Source organism: Mycobacterium sp. NGS40 (assembly GCF_059812735.1).
Window position 1 is genome coordinate 164,825 of sequence record NZ_JCALDG010000005.1, and the last position, 17,480, is coordinate 182,304.

Here is a 17,480-nt window from a genome sequence, read left to right on the forward strand (position 1 = left end):
CGAACTTGTCTACCATCGCTGATTGCGCGGCAACAGGTCCCACACGTGTTCGACACCGTTGACCCCCGCCACGGTCGCCTGACCGGTGCGCGAATACAACAATCGGGTCACCGATGCGTAGTCGACGGGAAACGACAACAGCCGCTTCGTGCCTAGGATTTCGTGCAGCAAGAGGTTGATCACCCCGCCGTGGCTGAACACGGCAACGGTGTCCTCGGGGTCCCCGGACGCGACGAGGTCGTCGATCGCCGCCCGGATCCGTGCGCGGAACGCGTCTTCGTCGACCGCACTGGGTAAGTGACCCTGCGCCAGCCGCTCCCACTCCTTCGGGTTTTCCGCACGGATCTGCTCGACCGGGATGTACACCGGAAGGTCGCGATCGTATTCGGCGAAGCGATCGTCGATCTCGACGCACAGCTGCCGGGCCGCCGCGACCGGTTCGGCGGTCTGGATGGCACGCCGCTGCGGGCTGCTGATCACCCGGGAGATCGGGAACCTGGCGAGCGCCTCGGGCAGGCGCGCGATCTGGGCCACCCCTTCTTCCGAAAGGTCCGGGTCCGAACCCTGGCCGTGTTCGCTGCGCAACGGCAGCGCATGCCGGACCAGAAGCACTTGCATGTCTCTCCCTGTCGTCGGAGTGGCTTGTTCGCAGTTTCTCATCGCCCGCCGCCACGGCGCGCGGCCGCCGCCTAATCTGCAAGGGAGGCCCCATCCCGAGGAGGACAGATGACCCGGCCGAGCATCGATTGGGACGCCGCCTATCGACAAGAATCACCACCGCCGTGGAGCATCGGTCGGCCGCAGCCCGAACTGGCGGTCCTCATCGGTCAAGGCAAGATCCGCAGCGACGTGCTGGACTCCGGGTGCGGCCACGCCGCCCTGTCGTTGGCCCTCGCCGCGCGCGGCTACACGGTCGTCGGGCTGGACGCCAGCGCGACGGCGATCGATGCCGCGACCGCGGCTGCCGCCGAACAAGGGTTGACAACAGCGACTTTCGCGAAAGCCGACGTCACCGAATTTGGTGACTACCCACCCGATTCCGAAGGCCGCTTCTCCACCATCCTCGACAGCGGGCTGTTCCATGCTCTGCCGGCCGAGGGGCGTTCGGGCTATCTGCGGTCGATCTTTCGGGCAGCCGCGCCCGGTGCGGCGCTGTACATTCTGGCCTTCGCGGCCGGGGCGCTCGGTGGACCCGGCGACCGGCCCGGTCCGCAGGGCTTCACCGAAAGCGAATTGCGCGACGTCGTCTCGACGGTGTGGCAGGTCGACGAGGTCCGCCCCGCGAAGCTCTACGGCAACGCGGCCGCCCTCGATGTTGACCTGCCGAACATCGAACGCGATGACGACGGGCACTTCGCGGCGCACGGATTCCTGCTCGCCGCACACAAGCCGGGTTAGCACCATCCGTGAACGCCCTCACCTTCGCCGAACGTGCTCTCAGGGCGGGCTTTCAGCGGGCGGTTTCAAGGGATGGATGCAACACAACTGATTGAGGAGTGTTGTTGTGCCGCGTCCGCGGTTGAGGAGCTGGCAGCAGCGGTGGAGAATGCTATTCTCCTCGCAGAGAGTGGGGTGTGCGGACAATGACGACTGCTGGAGAAACCCAACTGGACCCGGGCGTGCTGGGTCGATGGCTCGACGCCAACGACGCTCCCGGAAGCGGCGAGGAGCCGCTCCTACAGCAGCTCAAAGGCGGTTCGCAGAACACGCTGTATCTGATTCGGCGGGGCGGCGAGCGCATGGTGCTGCGCATGCCCGGGGCCCGCGCAGACGCCGCACGCATCGACGGCCTGCTGCGCGAGATCCGGCTGGTGCGGGCGCTGTCCGGCACCGATGTGCCGCACGCCGAGCTGATCGCCGCCGACGACAGCGGCACCGTGCTGGGCATGCCGTTCTACGTGATGCAGGCGATCGACGGATGGAGCCCGATGGACGGCGGCTGGCAGCCACCGTTCGACATCGACCTCGACGCGCGCCGCGGGCTCGCATTCGAACTCGTCGAGGGCGCCGCGAAGCTGGGCCGGGTCGACTGGCGCGAACAAGGACTCGAGGGCTTCGGGCGTCCGGACGGATTCCACGATCGGCAGGTCGATCGGTGGCTGGCATTCCTCGACGCCTACAAGGTGCGCGAGCTGCCCGGCCTGAACGAGGCCGCGGATTGGTTGCGCCGCAACCGGCCCGCGGAGTACCAGCCGGGCATCATGCACGGCGACTACCAGTTCGCCAACGTGATGTTCGCGCACGGCAGTCAACCTCAGCTCGCCGCGATCGTGGACTGGGAGATGACGACGGTCGGCGATCCGCTGCTCGATCTGGCCTGGTGCCTATTGGGCTACGACGGCGAAAACCCTAAGGGCGACGGCTTTTATCTGGACATGAGCGGGATGCCCAAGCGGGGCGAGTTGCTGGGCCACTACGAGAAAATCAGCGGGCTTTCCACCGAGAACATCGACTATTACCTGGTGCTGGCCAACTGGAAGTTGGGCATCGTGTTGGAAAAGACGTACGCCGCCGGCGTGCGGACCGGAAAGGTCGACCCCAAGATCACCGACGCGTTCGGCCCGATGATCCTCGCGCTGATCGCGACGGCGGCCGAGATGGCGCGCGGCCTGCCGACCAGGTGCCGCTGAAATGGGTTACGCCGACCAACTTTTCGACCTCACTGATCGCGTGGTGCTGATCACCGGCGGCAGCCGTGGACTTGGGCGGGAGATGGCATTCGCCGTCGCCCACTGCGGCGCCGACGTGGTGATCGCCAGCCGGAACTTCGAGAACTGCGAGGCGGTGGCCAAGGAGATCGCGGCCGAAACCGGACGATCCGCGCTGCCCTACGGCGTGCACGTCGGACGCTGGGACCAGCTCGACGGCCTGGTCGAGGCCACCTACGAGCGGTTCGGCAAGGTCGATACCCTGATCAACAACGCCGGCATGTCGCCACTGTACGACAAGCTGAGCAACGTCACCGAGAAACTGTTCGACGCGGTGGTGAACCTGAATCTCAAAGGGCCGTTTCGGTTGTCGGCGTTGGTGGGTGAACGAATGGTGGCCGCCGGCGGCGGGTCGATCATCAACGTCAGCTCCACCGGATCGCTGCGGCCCAACGGCGGCATTATCCCCTACGCCGCCGCCAAGGCCGGGCTCAACGCGATGACCGAAGGACTGGCACAGGCCTTCGGTCCCACGGTACGGGTCAACACGCTGATGGCCGGGCCCTACCTGACCGACGTCAGCAAGGCGTGGGATCTGTCCGGGAACGACAACTTCAGCCACCTGCACCTCAAGCGGGCCGGCGACCCTCACGAGATTGTCGGTGCGGCATTGTTCTTGGCGTCCGACGCGTCCAGTTTCACCACCGGTTCGATTCTGCGGACCGACGGCGGAATCCCTTAAAAGGCGGGAGTATTCACGTGTCATGGGACTTCTCTACCGAACCGGAGTTCGAGAAGAAGCTGGCCTGGGTTCGCGAGTTCGTGCACGAAGAGGTGGAGCCGCTCGAGGTGCTGTTCCCGGGCTGCGAGTTCCTGCCGCTCAACGACGAGCGCCGGCGCATCGTCGATCCGCTCAAGCAGCAGGTCCGCGACAATGGCTTGTGGGCACCGCATCTGGGGCCGGAGCTGGGCGGGCAGGGCTTCGGTGCGGTCAAGCTGACGTTGATCAACGAGATCCTTGGCCGCAGCCCGTGGGCGCCGATCGTCTTCGGAACCCAAGCACCCGATACCGGCAACGCGGAGATCATCGCGCGCTTCGGAACGCCGGAGCAAAAGGACCGCTATCTGTCCGGGTTGTTGTCCGGGGAGATCTTCTCCTGCTTCTCGATGACCGAGCCGCAAGGCGGTGCGGACCCGCGCGTGTTCACCACCCGCGCCGTGCGCGACGGTGACGACTGGGTGATCACCGGGCGAAAGTACTTCTCCTCCAACGCATCTGTCGCATCGTTCTTCATCGTCGTCGCGATCACCGATCCCGACGTGCCGGTCCACCGTGGCGCCTCGACCTTCCTGATCCCCGCCGGGACCGAGGGGTTGAATCTGGAAGCCAACCATCATCTGGTGGGCGCGGACCCGCACGAACCAGGGCATTCGCTGGTGCACTACGACGGGGTGCGGGTGGGGGCGGATGCGTTGCTAGGTGAAGCCGGTCAGGGCTTCCTGATTCTGCAGACCCGGCTGGCCGGCGGGCGGCTGCATCACGCGATGCGATCGATCGGCATGGCGCAGCGCGCCGTCGACATGATGGCGCGGCGCGCGAAAAGCCGCTTCACCCAAGGCAGCCCGCTGGCTGACAAGCAGCTCGTGCAGGAGTTCGTCGCCGATTCCTACACCGAGCTTATCCCGTTCCGGCTGACCGTGCTGCACGCCGCCTGGCTGATCGACAACGGCGACGAACATAGCGCACGCGCCGAGATCGGCGCGTGCAAGATCCTGGCCTCACAGGTGCTGAAATCGATTGCGCTACGCGCGATTCAGGTACACGGTGCGCTCGGGCTCACCGACCAGCTGCCGCTGGTGAACGTGCTGCTGGGCGGCATCGCGCTCGGGCTTGCCGACGGGCCGACCGAGGCGCACAAGGTCAACCTGGCTCGCATGCTACTCAAAGGCTATGAGGCCGAGGAGGGCGAATGGCCGAGCGAAATGCTGGATGTGCGCCGCGACGCTGCCCGGCAGAAATACGGCGCTCTGGTCGGTAGCGTTCCGGCACAACCACATTCGCCATGACCGACAGGGTCGCCGCGGCCGTCGAACGCGCCCTCGACGAGCGCCAGCGGGGGGCCACCGCGGAGGTCGAGCGAATCCTGGCCGCCGCGGTGCGGGTGATGGAGCGCGTCGCGCCCGATGAGCCTCGGGTCAGCGACATCGTCGCCGAGGCCGGGTCGTCGAACAAGGCTTTCTACCGGTACTTTGCCGGAAAGGAGGACCTCATCCTGGCGGTGATGGAGCGTGGCGTCGGCATCGTCGAGTCCTACCTTCGCCACCAGATGGCCAAGGAACGGCAACCGCGGGACAAGATCGCCCGCTGGATCGAGGGCACGCTGGCACAAGTCGCCGAACCTGACCTGATCAGGAAAAGCCGCGCCGCTGCCGGTCAGATGGCCGCCGCCACGAACTGGCATACGGTCGATCACGCAATGATGTACCCCTTGCGCGATCTGTTGACCGAACCCGTTGCGGCATTGGGAAGTACCGATGTCGGGCGCGACGTCGAAGCGGTGTTCTGCTGCACCGCGGCGACGATGCGCCGATACATGGGCTCGGCCGTTCGGCCCGAGCCCGACGACATCGCACACGTGGTGCGGTTCTGTCTCAACGGGTTAGGAGCCAATTGATGCGTGCTGTCGTCTGTCGCAGCTACGGGCCACCGGAGAGCCTGGTGCTCGACGAGGTTCCGGAGCCCGTCCCCGCGCCCGGCCAGATGCTGGTGCGGGTGCACGCCGCGGCGGTCAATTTCCCCGACGTGTTGTTCATCGCCGGCAAGTATCAGGTCAAGATCCCACCGCCGTTCATCCCGGGCAATGAGATTGCCGGGGAGGTGCTCTCCGTCGGAGAGGGCGCGCCGTTTCGCCCCGGTCAGCGGGTGGCCGGCACCACGTTCGGGGCATTCGCCGAGCAGGCACTGCTCGACTCGACGCAGGCCTCGCTGGTGCCCGACGACGCCGACTTCGCGTCGGCTGCCGCCTTCGGTGTGACCTACCGCACCGCTTATCACGCTCTGCGCACGACCGCGGCTGTGCGGCAAAGTGATTGGGTCGTCGTGCTGGGTGCCGCGGGTGGAGTGGGTCTGGCCGCCGTTGATCTGGCGGTGGCGATGGGGGCGCGGGTGCTCGCTGCGGCGTCGAGCCCGGAGAAGCTGGAACTGTGCCGGCAGCGCGGCGCCGAGGCCGTCGTGGACTACGACCGCGAGGACCTCAAATTGCGGATCCGTGAACTCACCGGAGATGCCGCGCGGGTGGTCCTTGACCCGGTCGGAGGATCGTATTCAGAGCCGGCGCTGCGCGCCCTGGCCCGCGGCGGCACCTTTGTCACCCTCGGTTACGCGGCGGGCAGCATTCCTGCGATCCCGCTCAATCTCGTTATGCTCAAAGACATCTGCGTGCGCGGCATGGAGATCCGCACCTTCATGGCTGACTACCCCAGGGAATTCGTCCGCGACATCGAAGAGCTGACGCAGCTGTTCGCCGACGGTACGGTCCGCCCCTACATCGGCGCGCGATTCCCGTTGTCCGAGGCACCGGCGGCATTGCGATACGTCGCCGACCGCAAGGTGCTGGGCAAGGTGGTCATCGACGTCGCGTGACGCGATCACTCCCTCCTGCCACAGGGGTCGCGGCACAGGGCAATTGCTCTTTTGCCCGCCTCTGAGCGACAACACGTCCGGCAGCTTTGGTCGCGCACACGACTGTCGCTCAGAGGCGGGCAAATAATGTGGTCCACCTCCCGGCGGGGCGCAAGAGGCGGATGTGACGGTTACGGTGTGACGATGTTGAACTTCGGGTTCGGCTCGTCGAGGATGTCGAGAAACGCCTGCAGCGCGTTCTGGTCGCCGGAGATGTCCAGGCCCGGCGACGTGAAATCGCCCATGGCCGTCTTCAGCAAGCGAAACTTGTTGTGCAGCTTGACTGTAACGGTGGCCGTTGCGGGGTCGGCCGCGATGTTGCGATAGACGAGTACGCCGTTGTGCAGGGCGAGCCGATAATTGGTGGCCAGGTCGGCGAAAGAGATGTCGATGGTGATATCGAGATCCCAGCTGCGGGGCCCGTTGACGCGAATCGCGAGGCCGTCGAAGATCTGCTCCGGCGTCAGTTGGGAGAGCATCGTCGACGACGTGACCTGGCCCGCGGTCCCGAGGTTGCCCTGGCGCAGTTCGGTTGCCCCGCTCATGAAGAAGTTGCGCCACGTCGCGTTCTCGGCGCCGTACCCCAGTTGTTCCAGGGTGTCGGCGTAGAGCGTGCGAGCCGCGGTGTGCTCACTGTCGGTGAACACCGCATGGTCGAGCAACGTTGCGGCCCAACGGAAATCGCCGGCGTCGAACGCCGTTTGGGCCAACTCGACGACACGATTGATCCCACCCATCGCGTCGACGTAGCGGGGCGCGAGGGCCTCGGGAGGATGCGGCCAGAGCCGTCCCGGGTTGCCGTCGAACCAGCCCATGTAGCGCTGGTAGACCGCCTTGACGTTGTGGCTTACCGATCCGTAGTAGCCGCGGGTGTGCCACACCTGATCCAAAGCCGGTGGCATCTGGAACATTTCGGCGATCTCGACTCCGGTGTAGCCCTGGTTGAGCAGGCGCAACGTCTGGTCGTGCAGGTAGGCGTAGAGGTCGCGCTGCAGCGACAAGAACGTGACGATGTTTTCCTGTCCCCAGGTCGGCCAATGGTGCGAGGCGAACACCACGTCGGCGCGACCGCCGAAGGCATCGATGGCCTCGGTCAGATATCCCGCCCAGGCGTGCGGGTCGCGGACCAGTGCTCCGCGCAAGGTCAGCAGATTATGCAAATTGTGGGTGGCGTTCTCGGCCATGCACAACGCGCGGAAACGTGGGAAATAGAAATGCATCTCGGCCGGAGCCTCGGTGCCCGGCGCCATCTGGAACTCGATCTCCACGCCGTCGATGGTGTGCGTCTCGCCGGTCTCCCGGATGTCGATGGTGGGCACGATGATCGCGACCTCACCCGCCGACGGAATCTGGCCGAGCCCACAGCCCACCTGCTCCTGGGGTCCGCGCTGCAGCAGACTTCCATACATATAGGTCGCGCGCCGCAGCATGGCCGGACCCGCGTAGACGTTCTCCTGCACGGCATGCGCGGTGAACCCCTCGGGGGCCAGCACGGCCACCGCCCCGGTATCCACCTCCGCCTGCGAGGTCACGCCCAGCACGCCGCCGAAATGGTCGACGTGACTGTGGGTGTAGATCACCGCGACGACGGGGCGCTCGGCGCCGCGGTGGGCGCGGTAGAGCTCCAGCGCGGCGGCGGCCACCTCGGTGGAGACCAGCGGATCGATGACGATGATCCCGGTGTCGCCCTCGATGAAAGTGATGTTGGAGATGTCGAAACCGCGCACCTGATAGATGCCCGGGACCACCTCGTACAGGCCTTGTTTCGCGTTCAGCCCCGATTGGCGCCACAGGCTGGGGTGCACCGAGGTTGGCGCGGGACCGTCGAGGAAGGCGTAGACATCGTTGTCCCACACCACCCGTCCGTCGGCCGCTTTGATGACGCAGGGAGACAGGGAGGCGATAAATCCACGATCGGCGTTGTCGAAATCCGTTGTGTCATCCCAGGGCAAAACATGTTCACCATGCGCCGACTCGATGACCGCGGTGGGGGGTTTGTGGTCCACGGCAATACCTTGCCATTACGGCGCCCTCAGCCGCAGCGCTAATACGCGTCTTGTCAAGTGACTAAGGGATACAGAATCACTTTCTGGAGGCTCTGGACCTTCGATCCAGTTAACCCGCATACTGCGTTGACGGCCCTCAATGTCGAGGTCCGCAACGATCGGGCAAAGGAGAACAGGTGAAGCGTGAACTGACGGTCGCGGTAGCCGGAGCAGCGATTCTGGTCGCCGGCATTTCCGGCTGTTCGAGCGACAAGAAGAGTTCGAGTGGTTCTTCGTCGAGTGCAAGCACGTCCGCCAGTTCCGGCGGCGGTGGTGGCACCAAGGTGATCATCGACGGCAAGGACCAGAACGTCAGCGGCTCGGTCGTGTGCTCCAAAGTTGGCGGCAACGTCAACATCGCGATCGGTGGCGCCGCGACCGGCATCGCCGCGGTGCTGACCGACGCCGACCCGCCCCAGGTGACCTCCGTTGGGTTGGGCAATGTCAACGGCGTGACGCTCGCGTACGCCGCGGCCGGCGGCGGGGGCAATGCCTCGGCCACCAAGAGCGGCAACAGCTACAAGATCACCGGAACAGCCACTGGCGTCGACATGGCAAACCCGACGCAGCCGGTGAACAAGCCCTTCGAGATCGACGTAACCTGCACTAGCTAACTGAGGCCGCGGGCGGTTGCCACCCGTTGAGTGGCAACCGCACCGTGAACTCCGTACGACCCGGCGCACTGTCGACGGTGATCGTGCCGTTGTGCGCCTTGACGACGGCGGAGACGATCGCCAGCCCCAGCCCGGTGCTGCCGCCCTTGCGGGAGCGTGAGGTATCACCGCGAGCAAACCGCTCGAACACCTCCGACTGCAATGCCGCGGGTATGCCGGGGCCATTGTCGATCACCTGCAGCACGCTGTGCGTCGGCTCGGTGCTCAATCGCGTCGTGACGACGGTCCCCCCGCCGGTGTGAATACGCGCGTTCGCAAGCAGATTCGTCAACACCTGGTGCAGCCGTGCCGCATCGCCGATGACAACCACCGGCTCCTCGGGCAGGTCGAGTTCCCACTGGTGATCCGGTCCCGCCACGTGTGCGTCACTGACCGCGTCGACCGCCACCCGCGACAAGTCAACCGGCTCGCGTTCCAGCGGCCGGCCCGAGTCCAGTCGGGCCAATAGCAGCAAGTCCTCGACGAGCCGCGTTATCCGCTCGGTCTCCGACGCGACGCGGCTCATCGCGTGGGCCACCGCCTCGCGATCGTCGCCCATCCGTTGGGTGAGTTCGGTGTAGCCGCGGATCGCGGCCAGCGGGGTGCGTAGTTCGTGGCTCGCGTCGGCGACGAACTGCCGCACCCTCGTCTCGCTGGCCTGCCGGGCCGACAGCGCGGCCGCGATGTGGTCCAGCATCCGGTTCAGCGCCGACCCCAGTTGGCCCACCTCGGTGGAGGGGTTGGTGTCGGATTCGGGAACGCGCACCGGCAGTTCGACCTCACCCCGGTCCAGCGGCAGATTTGAAACCCTGCGCGCGGTTTGCGCGACGCGCCGCAGCGGTGCCAGGGCTCGCCTGATGATCACCATCCCGGCAATCGTCGCTGCGGCCAATGCGATTACGGTGACGATCCCGAAGATGGCCAGCATCTGGATCAGCGTGGCGTCGACGTCTTCCATCGACAGCCCGGTGACGATCAAGTCGCCACCGCGCCGGCTCGGGGCGGCCACGACGCGGTACCGCCCGAGGCCGTCGAGATCCAGCGTCACCGGCTTGCGGCTGCCGGCGATCGCCGCCAGTTGCTCCTGGGCCCTATCGGTCAGCGCGGCCCGCGAACCGATGCTGGTCAGGTAGCCGGCGTCGACCGTCTTGCCGTCGCTGACCACCGCGGCGACCATCCCTGCCGGCTGTCCGGGTGCGTCGAGGAACCGCGGCCCGGGACCGGGCCGCGGGTTGAAGCCGTGGTCGTGACGCCAACCCGGACGATTCGGCTCTGGGTACATCAGCGCCGAGCGATGCGAGGTGCCGCCCAGCTGGCCGTCGAGCTGTCGCATCAAGTGGTGGTTCAGCGACAGTTCGGTCGCCGCGGTGATCCCGACACAGACCAGAGCCAGCACGATGACTTGGCCAACCAGCAGCCGTAGCCGAAGCGACCAGACTCGCCGCGCCCTAGCCGGCGGGCTTGAGGACATAACCCGCGCCGCGCAGCGTGTGGATCATCGGCTCGCGACCGTTGTCGATCTTCTTGCGTAAGTACGAGATATAGAGCTCGACGATGTTGGAACGACCGCCGAAGTCGTAACTCCACACTCGATCCAGGATCTGGGCCTTGCTCAGCACTCGCTTGGAGTTGCGCATCATGAAGCGCAACAGCTCAAACTCGGTGGAGGTCAACGAAACCGGCTCGCCGGCACGAGCCACCTCGTGGCTGTCCTCGTCCAACACCAGGTCGCCGACCACGAGCTGCGCACCGCTGTCGATCGTCGTGACGCCGGTGCGCCGCAACAACGCTCGCAGCCGCAGCACCACCTCTTCGATGCTGAACGGCTTGGTGACGTAGTCGTCGCCGCCCGCGGTCAGTCCGGCGATGCGATCTTCCACCGCGTCCTTTGCCGTCAGCAGCAGCACCGGCAGCTGTGGATTCTCTTCGCGCAATTTGTGCAAGACGTCGAGCCCGCTCATGTCGGGCAGCATCACGTCGAGTACGACGACATCCGGCCGCTGGGCACGAGCGGACGCGATCGCCGAGGATCCGTCCCCGGCGGTCGCGATGTTCCAGCCCTCATACCGCAGCGCCATCGACACCATTTCGGCCAGAACGGATTCGTCGTCCACGACCAGCACGTTGATCGGATTGCCGTCCGCGCGGCACATGACAACGCGCTCCACGGAGGCTCGAGACTGCGTCACAGGTTCCAGTATCCGCGTCGGACTGGGCCGACGCTATGACGTTCCTTTGTGTGCCCTGTGAAACTGCAGGCAGGACCTAGTACCAATACCGCCTGCCGCCGACCGGGCGGCCGACCGACCCGAGGATCCACAGCACCGCGCCGATGACGATCAGGACAATGCCGATCGTCCACAGCAAAGGAATAGCGAACAGATATCCGAGAATGAGTAGCACGACACCTAAGACGACCATGGCATTTCCTTTACGTGAGCGACACTAGACTGCTGGGCATTGAACTGGGTTGCGGCACATGGCAATCCTTGACCTTGGGGTTCACACCCCCATAGTTCAACGGCCCTGCGACCACTGTCAGCGCGATGTTTCCCGCGGTGACACAATTCGTTTGGCTTGTTTCGAAGTACCCGCGTTGCCATGCGGCGAATACCCCTATGAGCAGCCACACCAGGACGATCGCGCCGATTATTCCGCGACCACGCATCGTGACCTCCGTTGTGTTCGAGAAAGAATTTCCCGTCGCCTAGCGATACCCATTGGACTCATGTCTAAACCTCGCCGTGGCTAACATATCGGCCCGCTCGAGCAGCGCTACGAGTGGGCGGCCAGCCAGTCCGCGGCGCGCTTGTGGGAAGCCCTGGACAGCCACGCGTCCTGAATCAGTTCGGTCAGTTCCGCTGTGGTGATTTCCGGCAGCCGACCGCCCCGCACCAGCACCGACGGATGCCCGTCGAAGTGGTCAGTGGTGAAGAACGGCGACCCGGGGTCCTGGATCAACGCCAGCTTGTCGCTCTCCGAGTCCACCCAGAGCATGATCACATCGTCGTAGCGCTGCCCCGTGTCCGGGTCGGTCGCGTCGGGCTGCGGAGTCCGGAAGAACACGAACGACTTGCCGCCGACCTGATAGATCGCGTTGCCCTTGGGCCCCTCCAGCCGTTTCACGTGCGGCATCGACGCGGCGATCCGATGCACGTCGCTTACTCGAGCGGCTCGATCGGGCATAGCGCGACCTTAACGCTCAAGCACTTTCGCCAATAGCGCAGTGAGCCGCTTCCGGTCGGCGACGTTGAGCCCGCCGGTCATGGGTGCCAGCAGCTCACCGATCTGCGCGATGATGCGCACCTCGAGCCGCCGCGCCTCGGCGGTGAGGCTGACCCGTACCGAGCGACCGTCGACGGCATCGGTGGCCTTGCGCACCAGCCCGCGCTGGGCCGCGCGGTCGATGAGCCCGCTGACGGTCGAGCGCTCCAAGCCGAGATACGTCGCAAGTTCGGCCATCACGGGTTCGCGATCACGCAGTATCCCCAGTACCCGTAGCTGAGTCAGCGACAGGTCGTGTTCGGCGGCAACGCGGTTGAGTACCGCGATCACTGCGAATGACACCTGCACGAGGTTGTCCCTGAGGTCGTCATCGGTCTCCACAGCGTCGAGCATACCTTGAAATAAGTTCGTACTGCCATCTAATATGGTTCGTGTTACCAACTAAATCTCGAAGCCCAGGAAGGGAATCGCCATGCACGCGGCCGTCGTCACCGCCTTCGACAAGCCTCCCACCTATCGCGAATTCCCCCGTCCCACAACACAACACCCCGAGGACATCGTCGTCGACGTGATCGCCGCCGGCCTGCATCCGCGGGTGCGGTCTCAGGCCGACGGCTCGCACTACACCAGCACTGGGGAGTTGCCCCTGGTCCCCGGCACCGACGGAGTCGGCCGCGCGCCCGACGGCACGCTGCGTTACTTCGTGCTACCGGACACCACGATGGGCGCGATGGCCGAGCAGACCGTCATCGACCAGCGCCGCAGCATTGTTCTTCCGGACGGCACCGACCCCATCCTGGTGGCCGCCGCGGTGAACCCCGTCATGTCGTCGTGGCTGGCCCTGCACCGGCGCATCGTCTTCGAGCCCGGTCAATCCGTGCTGATCCTCGGTGCCACCGGAAGCTCGGGCCGGATGGCCGTGCAGGTCGCCAAGCAGCTCGGCGCCGGGCACGTGACCGGGGCCGGCCGCGACGCGCGGCGGCTCGCAACACTGGCAAAGCTGGGCGCCGACGCCGTCGTACAGATCGACAATGCTTCGGAGATGGACGATCTCGCGTACGCCGCACGTGACGTCGACGTCGTGATCGATTACCTGTGGGGCCCGATCACGGCGCGGGTGATGGCCGGCATCGCCACCCACCGATCCGATCGCGGCAGGCCGCTCAGCTGGATCGAGATCGGCTCGGTGACCGGACCGTCGGCCGAAATCTTCGCTGCGGCACTGCGCGCCGTGCGGCTGCAGATCGTCGGCAGCGGACAGGGCTCGGTACCGACCCGCGACATCCTGACCGAGTTGCCCGAGATCACCGCCGAAATCGGCAGGGGTGCTTTCGAACTCGACACTCGTGCGGTGCCGCTTGCCGATGTCGAAGCCGCATGGAACGACACCGACGCCGATCAGCGGATCGTGATCACGCCGTGAGTCGTGCGGAGATGAACTGGGTGGGCGGCATCGAGTCCTCGGACCCCGGCGGAATGCTGCGGTGGTAGCGACCCATCAGCTCCGGGAAGTTCAACGACACTACGTCCCAGCCCCGATCGCGCAGCCAGCTGTCGACGGCCGTGCGCTTCTCCGGATACCACAGTTCGTCGAAATCCGTTATCTCCGCGTCGATCAGCTTGGCAGCCGTGGCGCGGATGCGGTGCATGTCCTCCCGCTGCCGCCGCACCTTCTCGGGATCGGAGAAGCCCTCCCCCGGAACGTTGGAAGCCAGCCAGCTGCCGGGCGCGCTCAGCGAGACGATGCGCTCGAACAACAGGTCCTGGGCCTGCGCGGGTAGGTACCGCACCAACCCTTCGGCGGACCAGGCGCTCGGCTTCGATGCGTCAAAGCCCGCCTCCTGCAGGGCCTTCGGCCAATCCTGGCGCAGGTCGATGGCGATGTTGACCAGCTCAGCGGTCGGGTGCGCACCGTGCTCACGCAGCGTCGCGCCCTTGAACTCCAGGACCTTGGGCTGGTCCAACTCGTAGACCACGGTGCCCTCCGGCCAAGGCAGCCGCCAGCTGCGGGCATCCAGGCCGGACGCCAGGATCACCACCTGCCGGACGCCGGAGTCGGCGGCGCCCAGGAAGAACTCGTCGAAAAACGCGGTCCGGGTTGCCATGAAGTCGACCATCAGCTTCAGCCGGTTCTGCACGTCCGGTTCGATCTCGAGCAGCTTGGCCCGCACGTCCGAATTCGCGTAGACGCTCCACATCCCCTCTCCCGCGGCGTTCACGAAGACACGGGCGAACGGATCGTTGATCAGCGGGTTCTCACTCTCGGTCTCGGCCGCGCGGGCCGCCGCCACGCCGAGTGCCGTGGCACCCACACTCTGAGTGATGTCCCAAGAATCGTTGTCGGTACGTGGCATCGCCAGCCCTCTTTCACCCTGATAGTCGGTTGCGTTCACTATTCTTCCAGTCGCCGATGCACCTTGGCACTCGCAGACGGTGACATGCGCTGTCTTCACAGAGGGTCCACAGCTTAGGGGTGCCGCGGCCGCGGAGTAGGTTCTGCGACGTGGAGCACGTGGACTTGAACGCGGTCGCGGAATGGATGTCCCAGCAGGGGCTGGGCGACGGACCGCTGCAGGAGGTTTCGCCCGTCACCGGCGGAACACAGAACGTAATGCTGCGGTTCACCAGGTCCGGGCGACCCTATGTGTTGCGGCGTGGGCCACGACACCTGCGTCCGCGCAGCAACAGCGTGATCCTGCGGGAAACCAAAGTCCTTGCCGCGCTTGCCGGTTCCGACGTGCCGCATCCGCATCTGATCGCGGCGTGCGAGGACACCGGCGTGCTGGGCAATGCCGTTTTCTACTTGATGGACCCGGTCGACGGGTTCAACGCCGGCGAGGGACTGCCGCCGCTGCATGCCGGCGATGCCGGTGTGCGGCACGGCATGGGGCTGTCGATGGCCGACTCGCTCGCGAAGCTGGGCGCCATCGACCACGTCGCGGCGGGCTTGGCCGATTTCGGCAAGCCGGAGGGCTTCCTGGAACGTCAGGTGCCGCGCTGGCTTTCGGAGCTGGACTCCTATCGCGAGTACGACGGCTACCCCGGTCCGGATATCCCCGGGATCGAGGAAGTGTCGTCGTGGCTGGAACGGCACCGACCTGCGACCTGGAAGCCCGGGATCATGCACGGTGACTATCACGCGGCCAACGTGATGTTCTCCCCTACCGGGCCGGACGTGGTCGCGATCGTCGACTGGGAGATGTGCACGATCGGTGACCCGCTGCTGGATCTGGGCTGGCTGCTGGCCACTTGGCGGCAAGACGACGGAACCAGCGTGTTCAGCCACGCGCTGGGCGGTCAGGACGGGTTGGCCAGCACTGACGAGCTGTTCCAGCGTTACGCCGCCAACACCACCCGCGACCTGTCGCACATCACCTGGTACACCGTGCTGGCCTGTTTCAAGCTGGGCATCGTCATCGAGGGCACGCTGGCCCGGGCGTGTGCCGGTAAGGCCGAGAAGGAAGTCGGTGATCAACTGCATGCGGCCACGGTGCACCTGTTCGAACGCGCGCTGACCCAGATCGGCAGCGGCTAGCATCTTTGGACGTGCCTCCCTATCCCGAGGAACCCAACTACTACTCCGAATACGAGCCGACGCAGGCCGCGCGGTACGGCGGCGGTTATGACCAGGGCGGGTATGACCCCGAGCCGCAGCCCCCGACACCCTGGTACCGGCGCCCGCCGGCGTTGGTCGCTGCGGGCGCACTGGGCGTGATCGTGCTGGGCCTGGTGGCCTACGCGATCGTGACGCTGGTGAGCGGTTCGCCGGCGCCGAGTCCGACCACCACGACGACGCCCACGCCGTCGCCCGCGACGACCGTGACGACCACCGCCGCGGAGCCCACGCGGCACCACCCACCCGGAGGCGGCGGCGCGCCCCCGCCGACCCAGACCGTGACCGAGACGGCGCCACCGCCGAGCACCGACACCCCGACGACGACCGTCCCGACGACGACCGTTCCGCCGACGAGCACGGTCACGCTGTCACCAAGCACGGAGACCAGCACGGTCACCCAGACCGTCACGGTGCCGACGCGTCGTCCGTTCGATCCGCGTCCGTAGCGGGCCGGTAGGGTCGAGGCCATGAGTCGGCTCGAACGCGGCCTGGCGCGGCTGCGGGACATGCGCTTTGACCTCTACGCCCAGCCCATGCGGCAGGTCAGCGTGGAGCTCAAGATCGTGTTCTTCGCGGTGCACCTGCCGATCGCCGGCGGTAAGACGCTGAGAATCCCGATGATCGCGACGGTGGGGCCGATGCCCGAACAGTCTGGGGCAAGCGAGTCCGACGACGGCGACGCGTAGGAACACGCGGTTTCCCGGGGCTTTCTAGCCACTCTGTGACGTCTTGCCGAACAACGGCTTACCGCGGTAGCCGGCGGTCTCGGCCGTGCGCGACAAGGGTTATCGTCGAAATCCCGAAGCCACGGCTCGAGGAGCGGCTGATGAGCACGGAAGACGACCCCGGATACCCGGCGGACGCGCTGGCGTTCACGCCGATCGCGGCGGACGACGAGCCCGGCCACGTGATGAGAACCTGCCAGGTCTGTAGTGCGTACTTCCCCACCACACCGGGCAGTGTCCATGACCGCGCCGCGCGGTGCCGTACACACCTGCTGGTGACGCATGCGCTGATGCGCCGCGAGGCCGGCGGCTGGGTGGAGTACGACCACGACCCGTATACCAACCGCGAACTGGACAGCCCGATGGAGTTGACGCAAGCGTGCCGGGGGTGGCTGGACGGCGCCGGCATCACCGCCGGCGAGTGGAAGCTGGAAGCGCGCGACCCCGACACCGGCGATCGGTTGGCCGAGTCCGAGGTCGTCAACCTCACCAAGAAATCGGCGGAGAAACTTTCGGACTCGCCGAGGTAATCAAGCGCGGTGCGTGTCCGCGAGCCGGTAGATCTGCAGGGAAAGTACGAGTAAAGGCCTGCAAAACTACAGGCTCGAACGATGCGCGCGCCCGAAGGGATTCGAACCCCTAACCTTCTGATCCGTAGTCAGATGCTCTATCCGTTGAGCTACGGGCGCCGGTACTTCAGTTGTGTCCCCGAAAGGACGTCAGCGGAGGCGAGAGGATTTGAACCTCCGGTCCCCTTTAAGGGGGACAACTCATTAGCAGTGAGCCCCATTCGGCCGCTCTGGCACGCCTCCCTTGGACTTCATGAGGGTACCCGACTCGACGCGGGCGTCCCTGAACCGCCGGAGGCATAGCGTACACAGCGGCG

At 65.9% G+C, this 17,480-nt stretch carries 21 protein-coding genes and 2 tRNA genes; 12 read left to right on the top strand and 11 right to left on the bottom strand.

The annotated features are described in order from the left end of the window. Positions 1-9: 9 nt before the first annotated feature. On the bottom strand, positions 10-618 hold the full coding sequence (locus tag AC5Y5O_RS10115) for a histidine phosphatase family protein (RefSeq protein WP_500024919.1): 609 nt from the start codon (positions 616-618) through the stop codon (positions 10-12). A gap of 108 nt (positions 619-726) precedes the next feature. On the opposite strand from AC5Y5O_RS10115, the gene AC5Y5O_RS10120 reads away from it, so the two are divergent. The 6 genes from AC5Y5O_RS10120 to AC5Y5O_RS10145 all read left to right on the top strand — a co-directional run bounded on the left by AC5Y5O_RS10120 (position 727) and on the right by AC5Y5O_RS10145 (position 6,291). Beyond that, on the top strand, positions 727-1,398 hold the full coding sequence (locus tag AC5Y5O_RS10120; RefSeq protein ID WP_500024922.1) for a class I SAM-dependent methyltransferase: 672 nt from the start codon (positions 727-729) through the stop codon (positions 1,396-1,398). A 185-nt stretch (positions 1,399-1,583) separates the two neighbouring features. Continuing rightward, a complete protein-coding gene (locus AC5Y5O_RS10125) occupies positions 1,584-2,630 on the top strand; it encodes a phosphotransferase family protein (RefSeq protein WP_096290541.1) in 1,047 nt (348 codons plus the stop codon). 1 nt (position 2,631) lies between these two features. Further along, positions 2,632-3,390, top strand: coding sequence for an SDR family NAD(P)-dependent oxidoreductase (locus AC5Y5O_RS10130; protein ID WP_096290542.1), 759 nt, complete (start codon positions 2,632-2,634; stop codon positions 3,388-3,390). A 17-nt stretch (positions 3,391-3,407) separates the two neighbouring features. Continuing rightward, complete coding sequence (locus AC5Y5O_RS10135) at positions 3,408-4,715, top strand: acyl-CoA dehydrogenase family protein (protein ID WP_096290543.1); 1,308 nt, start codon at positions 3,408-3,410, stop codon at positions 4,713-4,715. Further along, positions 4,712-5,323 (top strand): TetR/AcrR family transcriptional regulator, encoded by a 612-nt coding sequence (locus AC5Y5O_RS10140; protein ID WP_096290544.1) that lies wholly within the window; start codon positions 4,712-4,714, stop codon positions 5,321-5,323. The genes AC5Y5O_RS10135 and AC5Y5O_RS10140 overlap by 4 nt, the downstream gene beginning before the upstream one ends. Then, on the top strand, positions 5,323-6,291 hold the full coding sequence (locus AC5Y5O_RS10145) for an NADPH:quinone oxidoreductase family protein (protein WP_500024928.1): 969 nt from the start codon (positions 5,323-5,325) through the stop codon (positions 6,289-6,291). Before AC5Y5O_RS10140 ends, AC5Y5O_RS10145 begins: the two co-directional genes overlap by 1 nt. A 170-nt stretch (positions 6,292-6,461) precedes the next feature. Here AC5Y5O_RS10145 and AC5Y5O_RS10150 read toward each other — a convergent pair whose 3' ends face one another. Next, entirely contained in the window at positions 6,462-8,342 is a 1,881-nt protein-coding gene (locus AC5Y5O_RS10150; RefSeq protein WP_165796512.1) for an alkyl/aryl-sulfatase, read from the bottom strand. 170 nt (positions 8,343-8,512) lie between these two features. On the opposite strand from AC5Y5O_RS10150, the gene AC5Y5O_RS10155 reads away from it, so the two are divergent. After that, positions 8,513-8,989, top strand: a complete 477-nt coding sequence (locus tag AC5Y5O_RS10155) for a lipoprotein LpqH (RefSeq protein ID WP_096290547.1) — start codon at positions 8,513-8,515, stop codon at positions 8,987-8,989. On the opposite strand, the gene AC5Y5O_RS10160 is transcribed toward AC5Y5O_RS10155, so the two are convergent. From AC5Y5O_RS10160 to AC5Y5O_RS10185, 6 genes are all read right to left on the bottom strand, one after another. Further along, positions 8,982-10,499 carry a sensor histidine kinase gene (locus AC5Y5O_RS10160; RefSeq protein ID WP_096290548.1) on the bottom strand — a complete coding sequence of 506 codons (1,518 nt, stop codon included), beginning with the start codon at positions 10,497-10,499 and terminating at the stop codon, positions 8,982-8,984. The genes AC5Y5O_RS10155 and AC5Y5O_RS10160 overlap by 8 nt on opposite strands. Then, entirely contained in the window at positions 10,477-11,181 is a 705-nt protein-coding gene (tcrX, locus tag AC5Y5O_RS10165) for a two-component system response regulator TcrX (RefSeq protein WP_500025124.1), read from the bottom strand. The genes AC5Y5O_RS10160 and tcrX overlap by 23 nt, the downstream gene beginning before the upstream one ends. 112 nt (positions 11,182-11,293) lie before the next feature. After that, positions 11,294-11,449 carry a DUF6131 family protein gene (locus AC5Y5O_RS10170; protein ID WP_096290550.1) on the bottom strand — a complete coding sequence of 52 codons (156 nt, stop codon included), beginning with the start codon at positions 11,447-11,449 and terminating at the stop codon, positions 11,294-11,296. 10 nt (positions 11,450-11,459) lie between these two features. After that, positions 11,460-11,696: a hypothetical protein gene (locus tag AC5Y5O_RS10175; protein WP_096290551.1), complete on the bottom strand. Its 237-nt coding sequence runs from the start codon at positions 11,694-11,696 to the stop codon at positions 11,460-11,462. A 107-nt stretch (positions 11,697-11,803) separates the two neighbouring features. After that, complete coding sequence (locus AC5Y5O_RS10180) at positions 11,804-12,214, bottom strand: MmcQ/YjbR family DNA-binding protein (protein WP_096290552.1); 411 nt, start codon at positions 12,212-12,214, stop codon at positions 11,804-11,806. A 9-nt stretch (positions 12,215-12,223) separates the two neighbouring features. After that, positions 12,224-12,634 (bottom strand): MarR family winged helix-turn-helix transcriptional regulator, encoded by a 411-nt coding sequence (locus tag AC5Y5O_RS10185; RefSeq protein WP_500024934.1) that lies wholly within the window; start codon positions 12,632-12,634, stop codon positions 12,224-12,226. A gap of 91 nt (positions 12,635-12,725) precedes the next feature. Here AC5Y5O_RS10185 and AC5Y5O_RS10190 point away from each other — a divergent pair, with 91 nt between their 5' ends. Then, positions 12,726-13,676: a quinone oxidoreductase family protein gene (locus tag AC5Y5O_RS10190; protein ID WP_096290554.1), complete on the top strand. Its 951-nt coding sequence runs from the start codon at positions 12,726-12,728 to the stop codon at positions 13,674-13,676. Here AC5Y5O_RS10190 and AC5Y5O_RS10195 read toward each other — a convergent pair. Next, positions 13,666-14,607, bottom strand: coding sequence for a class I SAM-dependent methyltransferase (locus AC5Y5O_RS10195; RefSeq protein WP_096291441.1), 942 nt, complete (start codon positions 14,605-14,607; stop codon positions 13,666-13,668). The genes AC5Y5O_RS10190 and AC5Y5O_RS10195 overlap by 11 nt on opposite strands. A 185-nt stretch (positions 14,608-14,792) precedes the next feature. On the opposite strand from AC5Y5O_RS10195, the gene AC5Y5O_RS10200 reads away from it, so the two are divergent. The 4 genes from AC5Y5O_RS10200 (at position 14,793) to AC5Y5O_RS10215 (ending at position 17,124) form a co-directional block, all read left to right on the top strand. After that, entirely contained in the window at positions 14,793-15,788 is a 996-nt protein-coding gene (locus AC5Y5O_RS10200; RefSeq protein WP_243394236.1) for a phosphotransferase family protein, read from the top strand. Between the two features lie 11 nt (positions 15,789-15,799). Further along, positions 15,800-16,315, top strand: a complete 516-nt coding sequence (locus tag AC5Y5O_RS10205) for a hypothetical protein (protein ID WP_500024937.1) — start codon at positions 15,800-15,802, stop codon at positions 16,313-16,315. A gap of 21 nt (positions 16,316-16,336) precedes the next feature. Beyond that, complete coding sequence (locus AC5Y5O_RS10210) at positions 16,337-16,555, top strand: hypothetical protein (RefSeq protein ID WP_096290557.1); 219 nt, start codon at positions 16,337-16,339, stop codon at positions 16,553-16,555. 140 nt (positions 16,556-16,695) lie between these two features. Continuing rightward, the gene (locus AC5Y5O_RS10215) at positions 16,696-17,124 is read left to right on the top strand and encodes a hypothetical protein (RefSeq protein WP_500024939.1); all 429 of its coding nucleotides are present in this window, start codon (positions 16,696-16,698) and stop codon (positions 17,122-17,124) included. An 86-nt stretch (positions 17,125-17,210) separates the two neighbouring features. Here AC5Y5O_RS10215 and AC5Y5O_RS10220 read toward each other — a convergent pair. Together AC5Y5O_RS10220 and AC5Y5O_RS10225 are read right to left on the bottom strand one after the other, a co-directional pair. Continuing rightward, positions 17,211-17,283, bottom strand: a tRNA-Arg gene (locus tag AC5Y5O_RS10220). 34 nt (positions 17,284-17,317) lie between these two features. Further along, positions 17,318-17,406 (bottom strand) — tRNA-Ser (locus AC5Y5O_RS10225). Between the last annotated feature and the right edge of the window lie 74 nt (positions 17,407-17,480).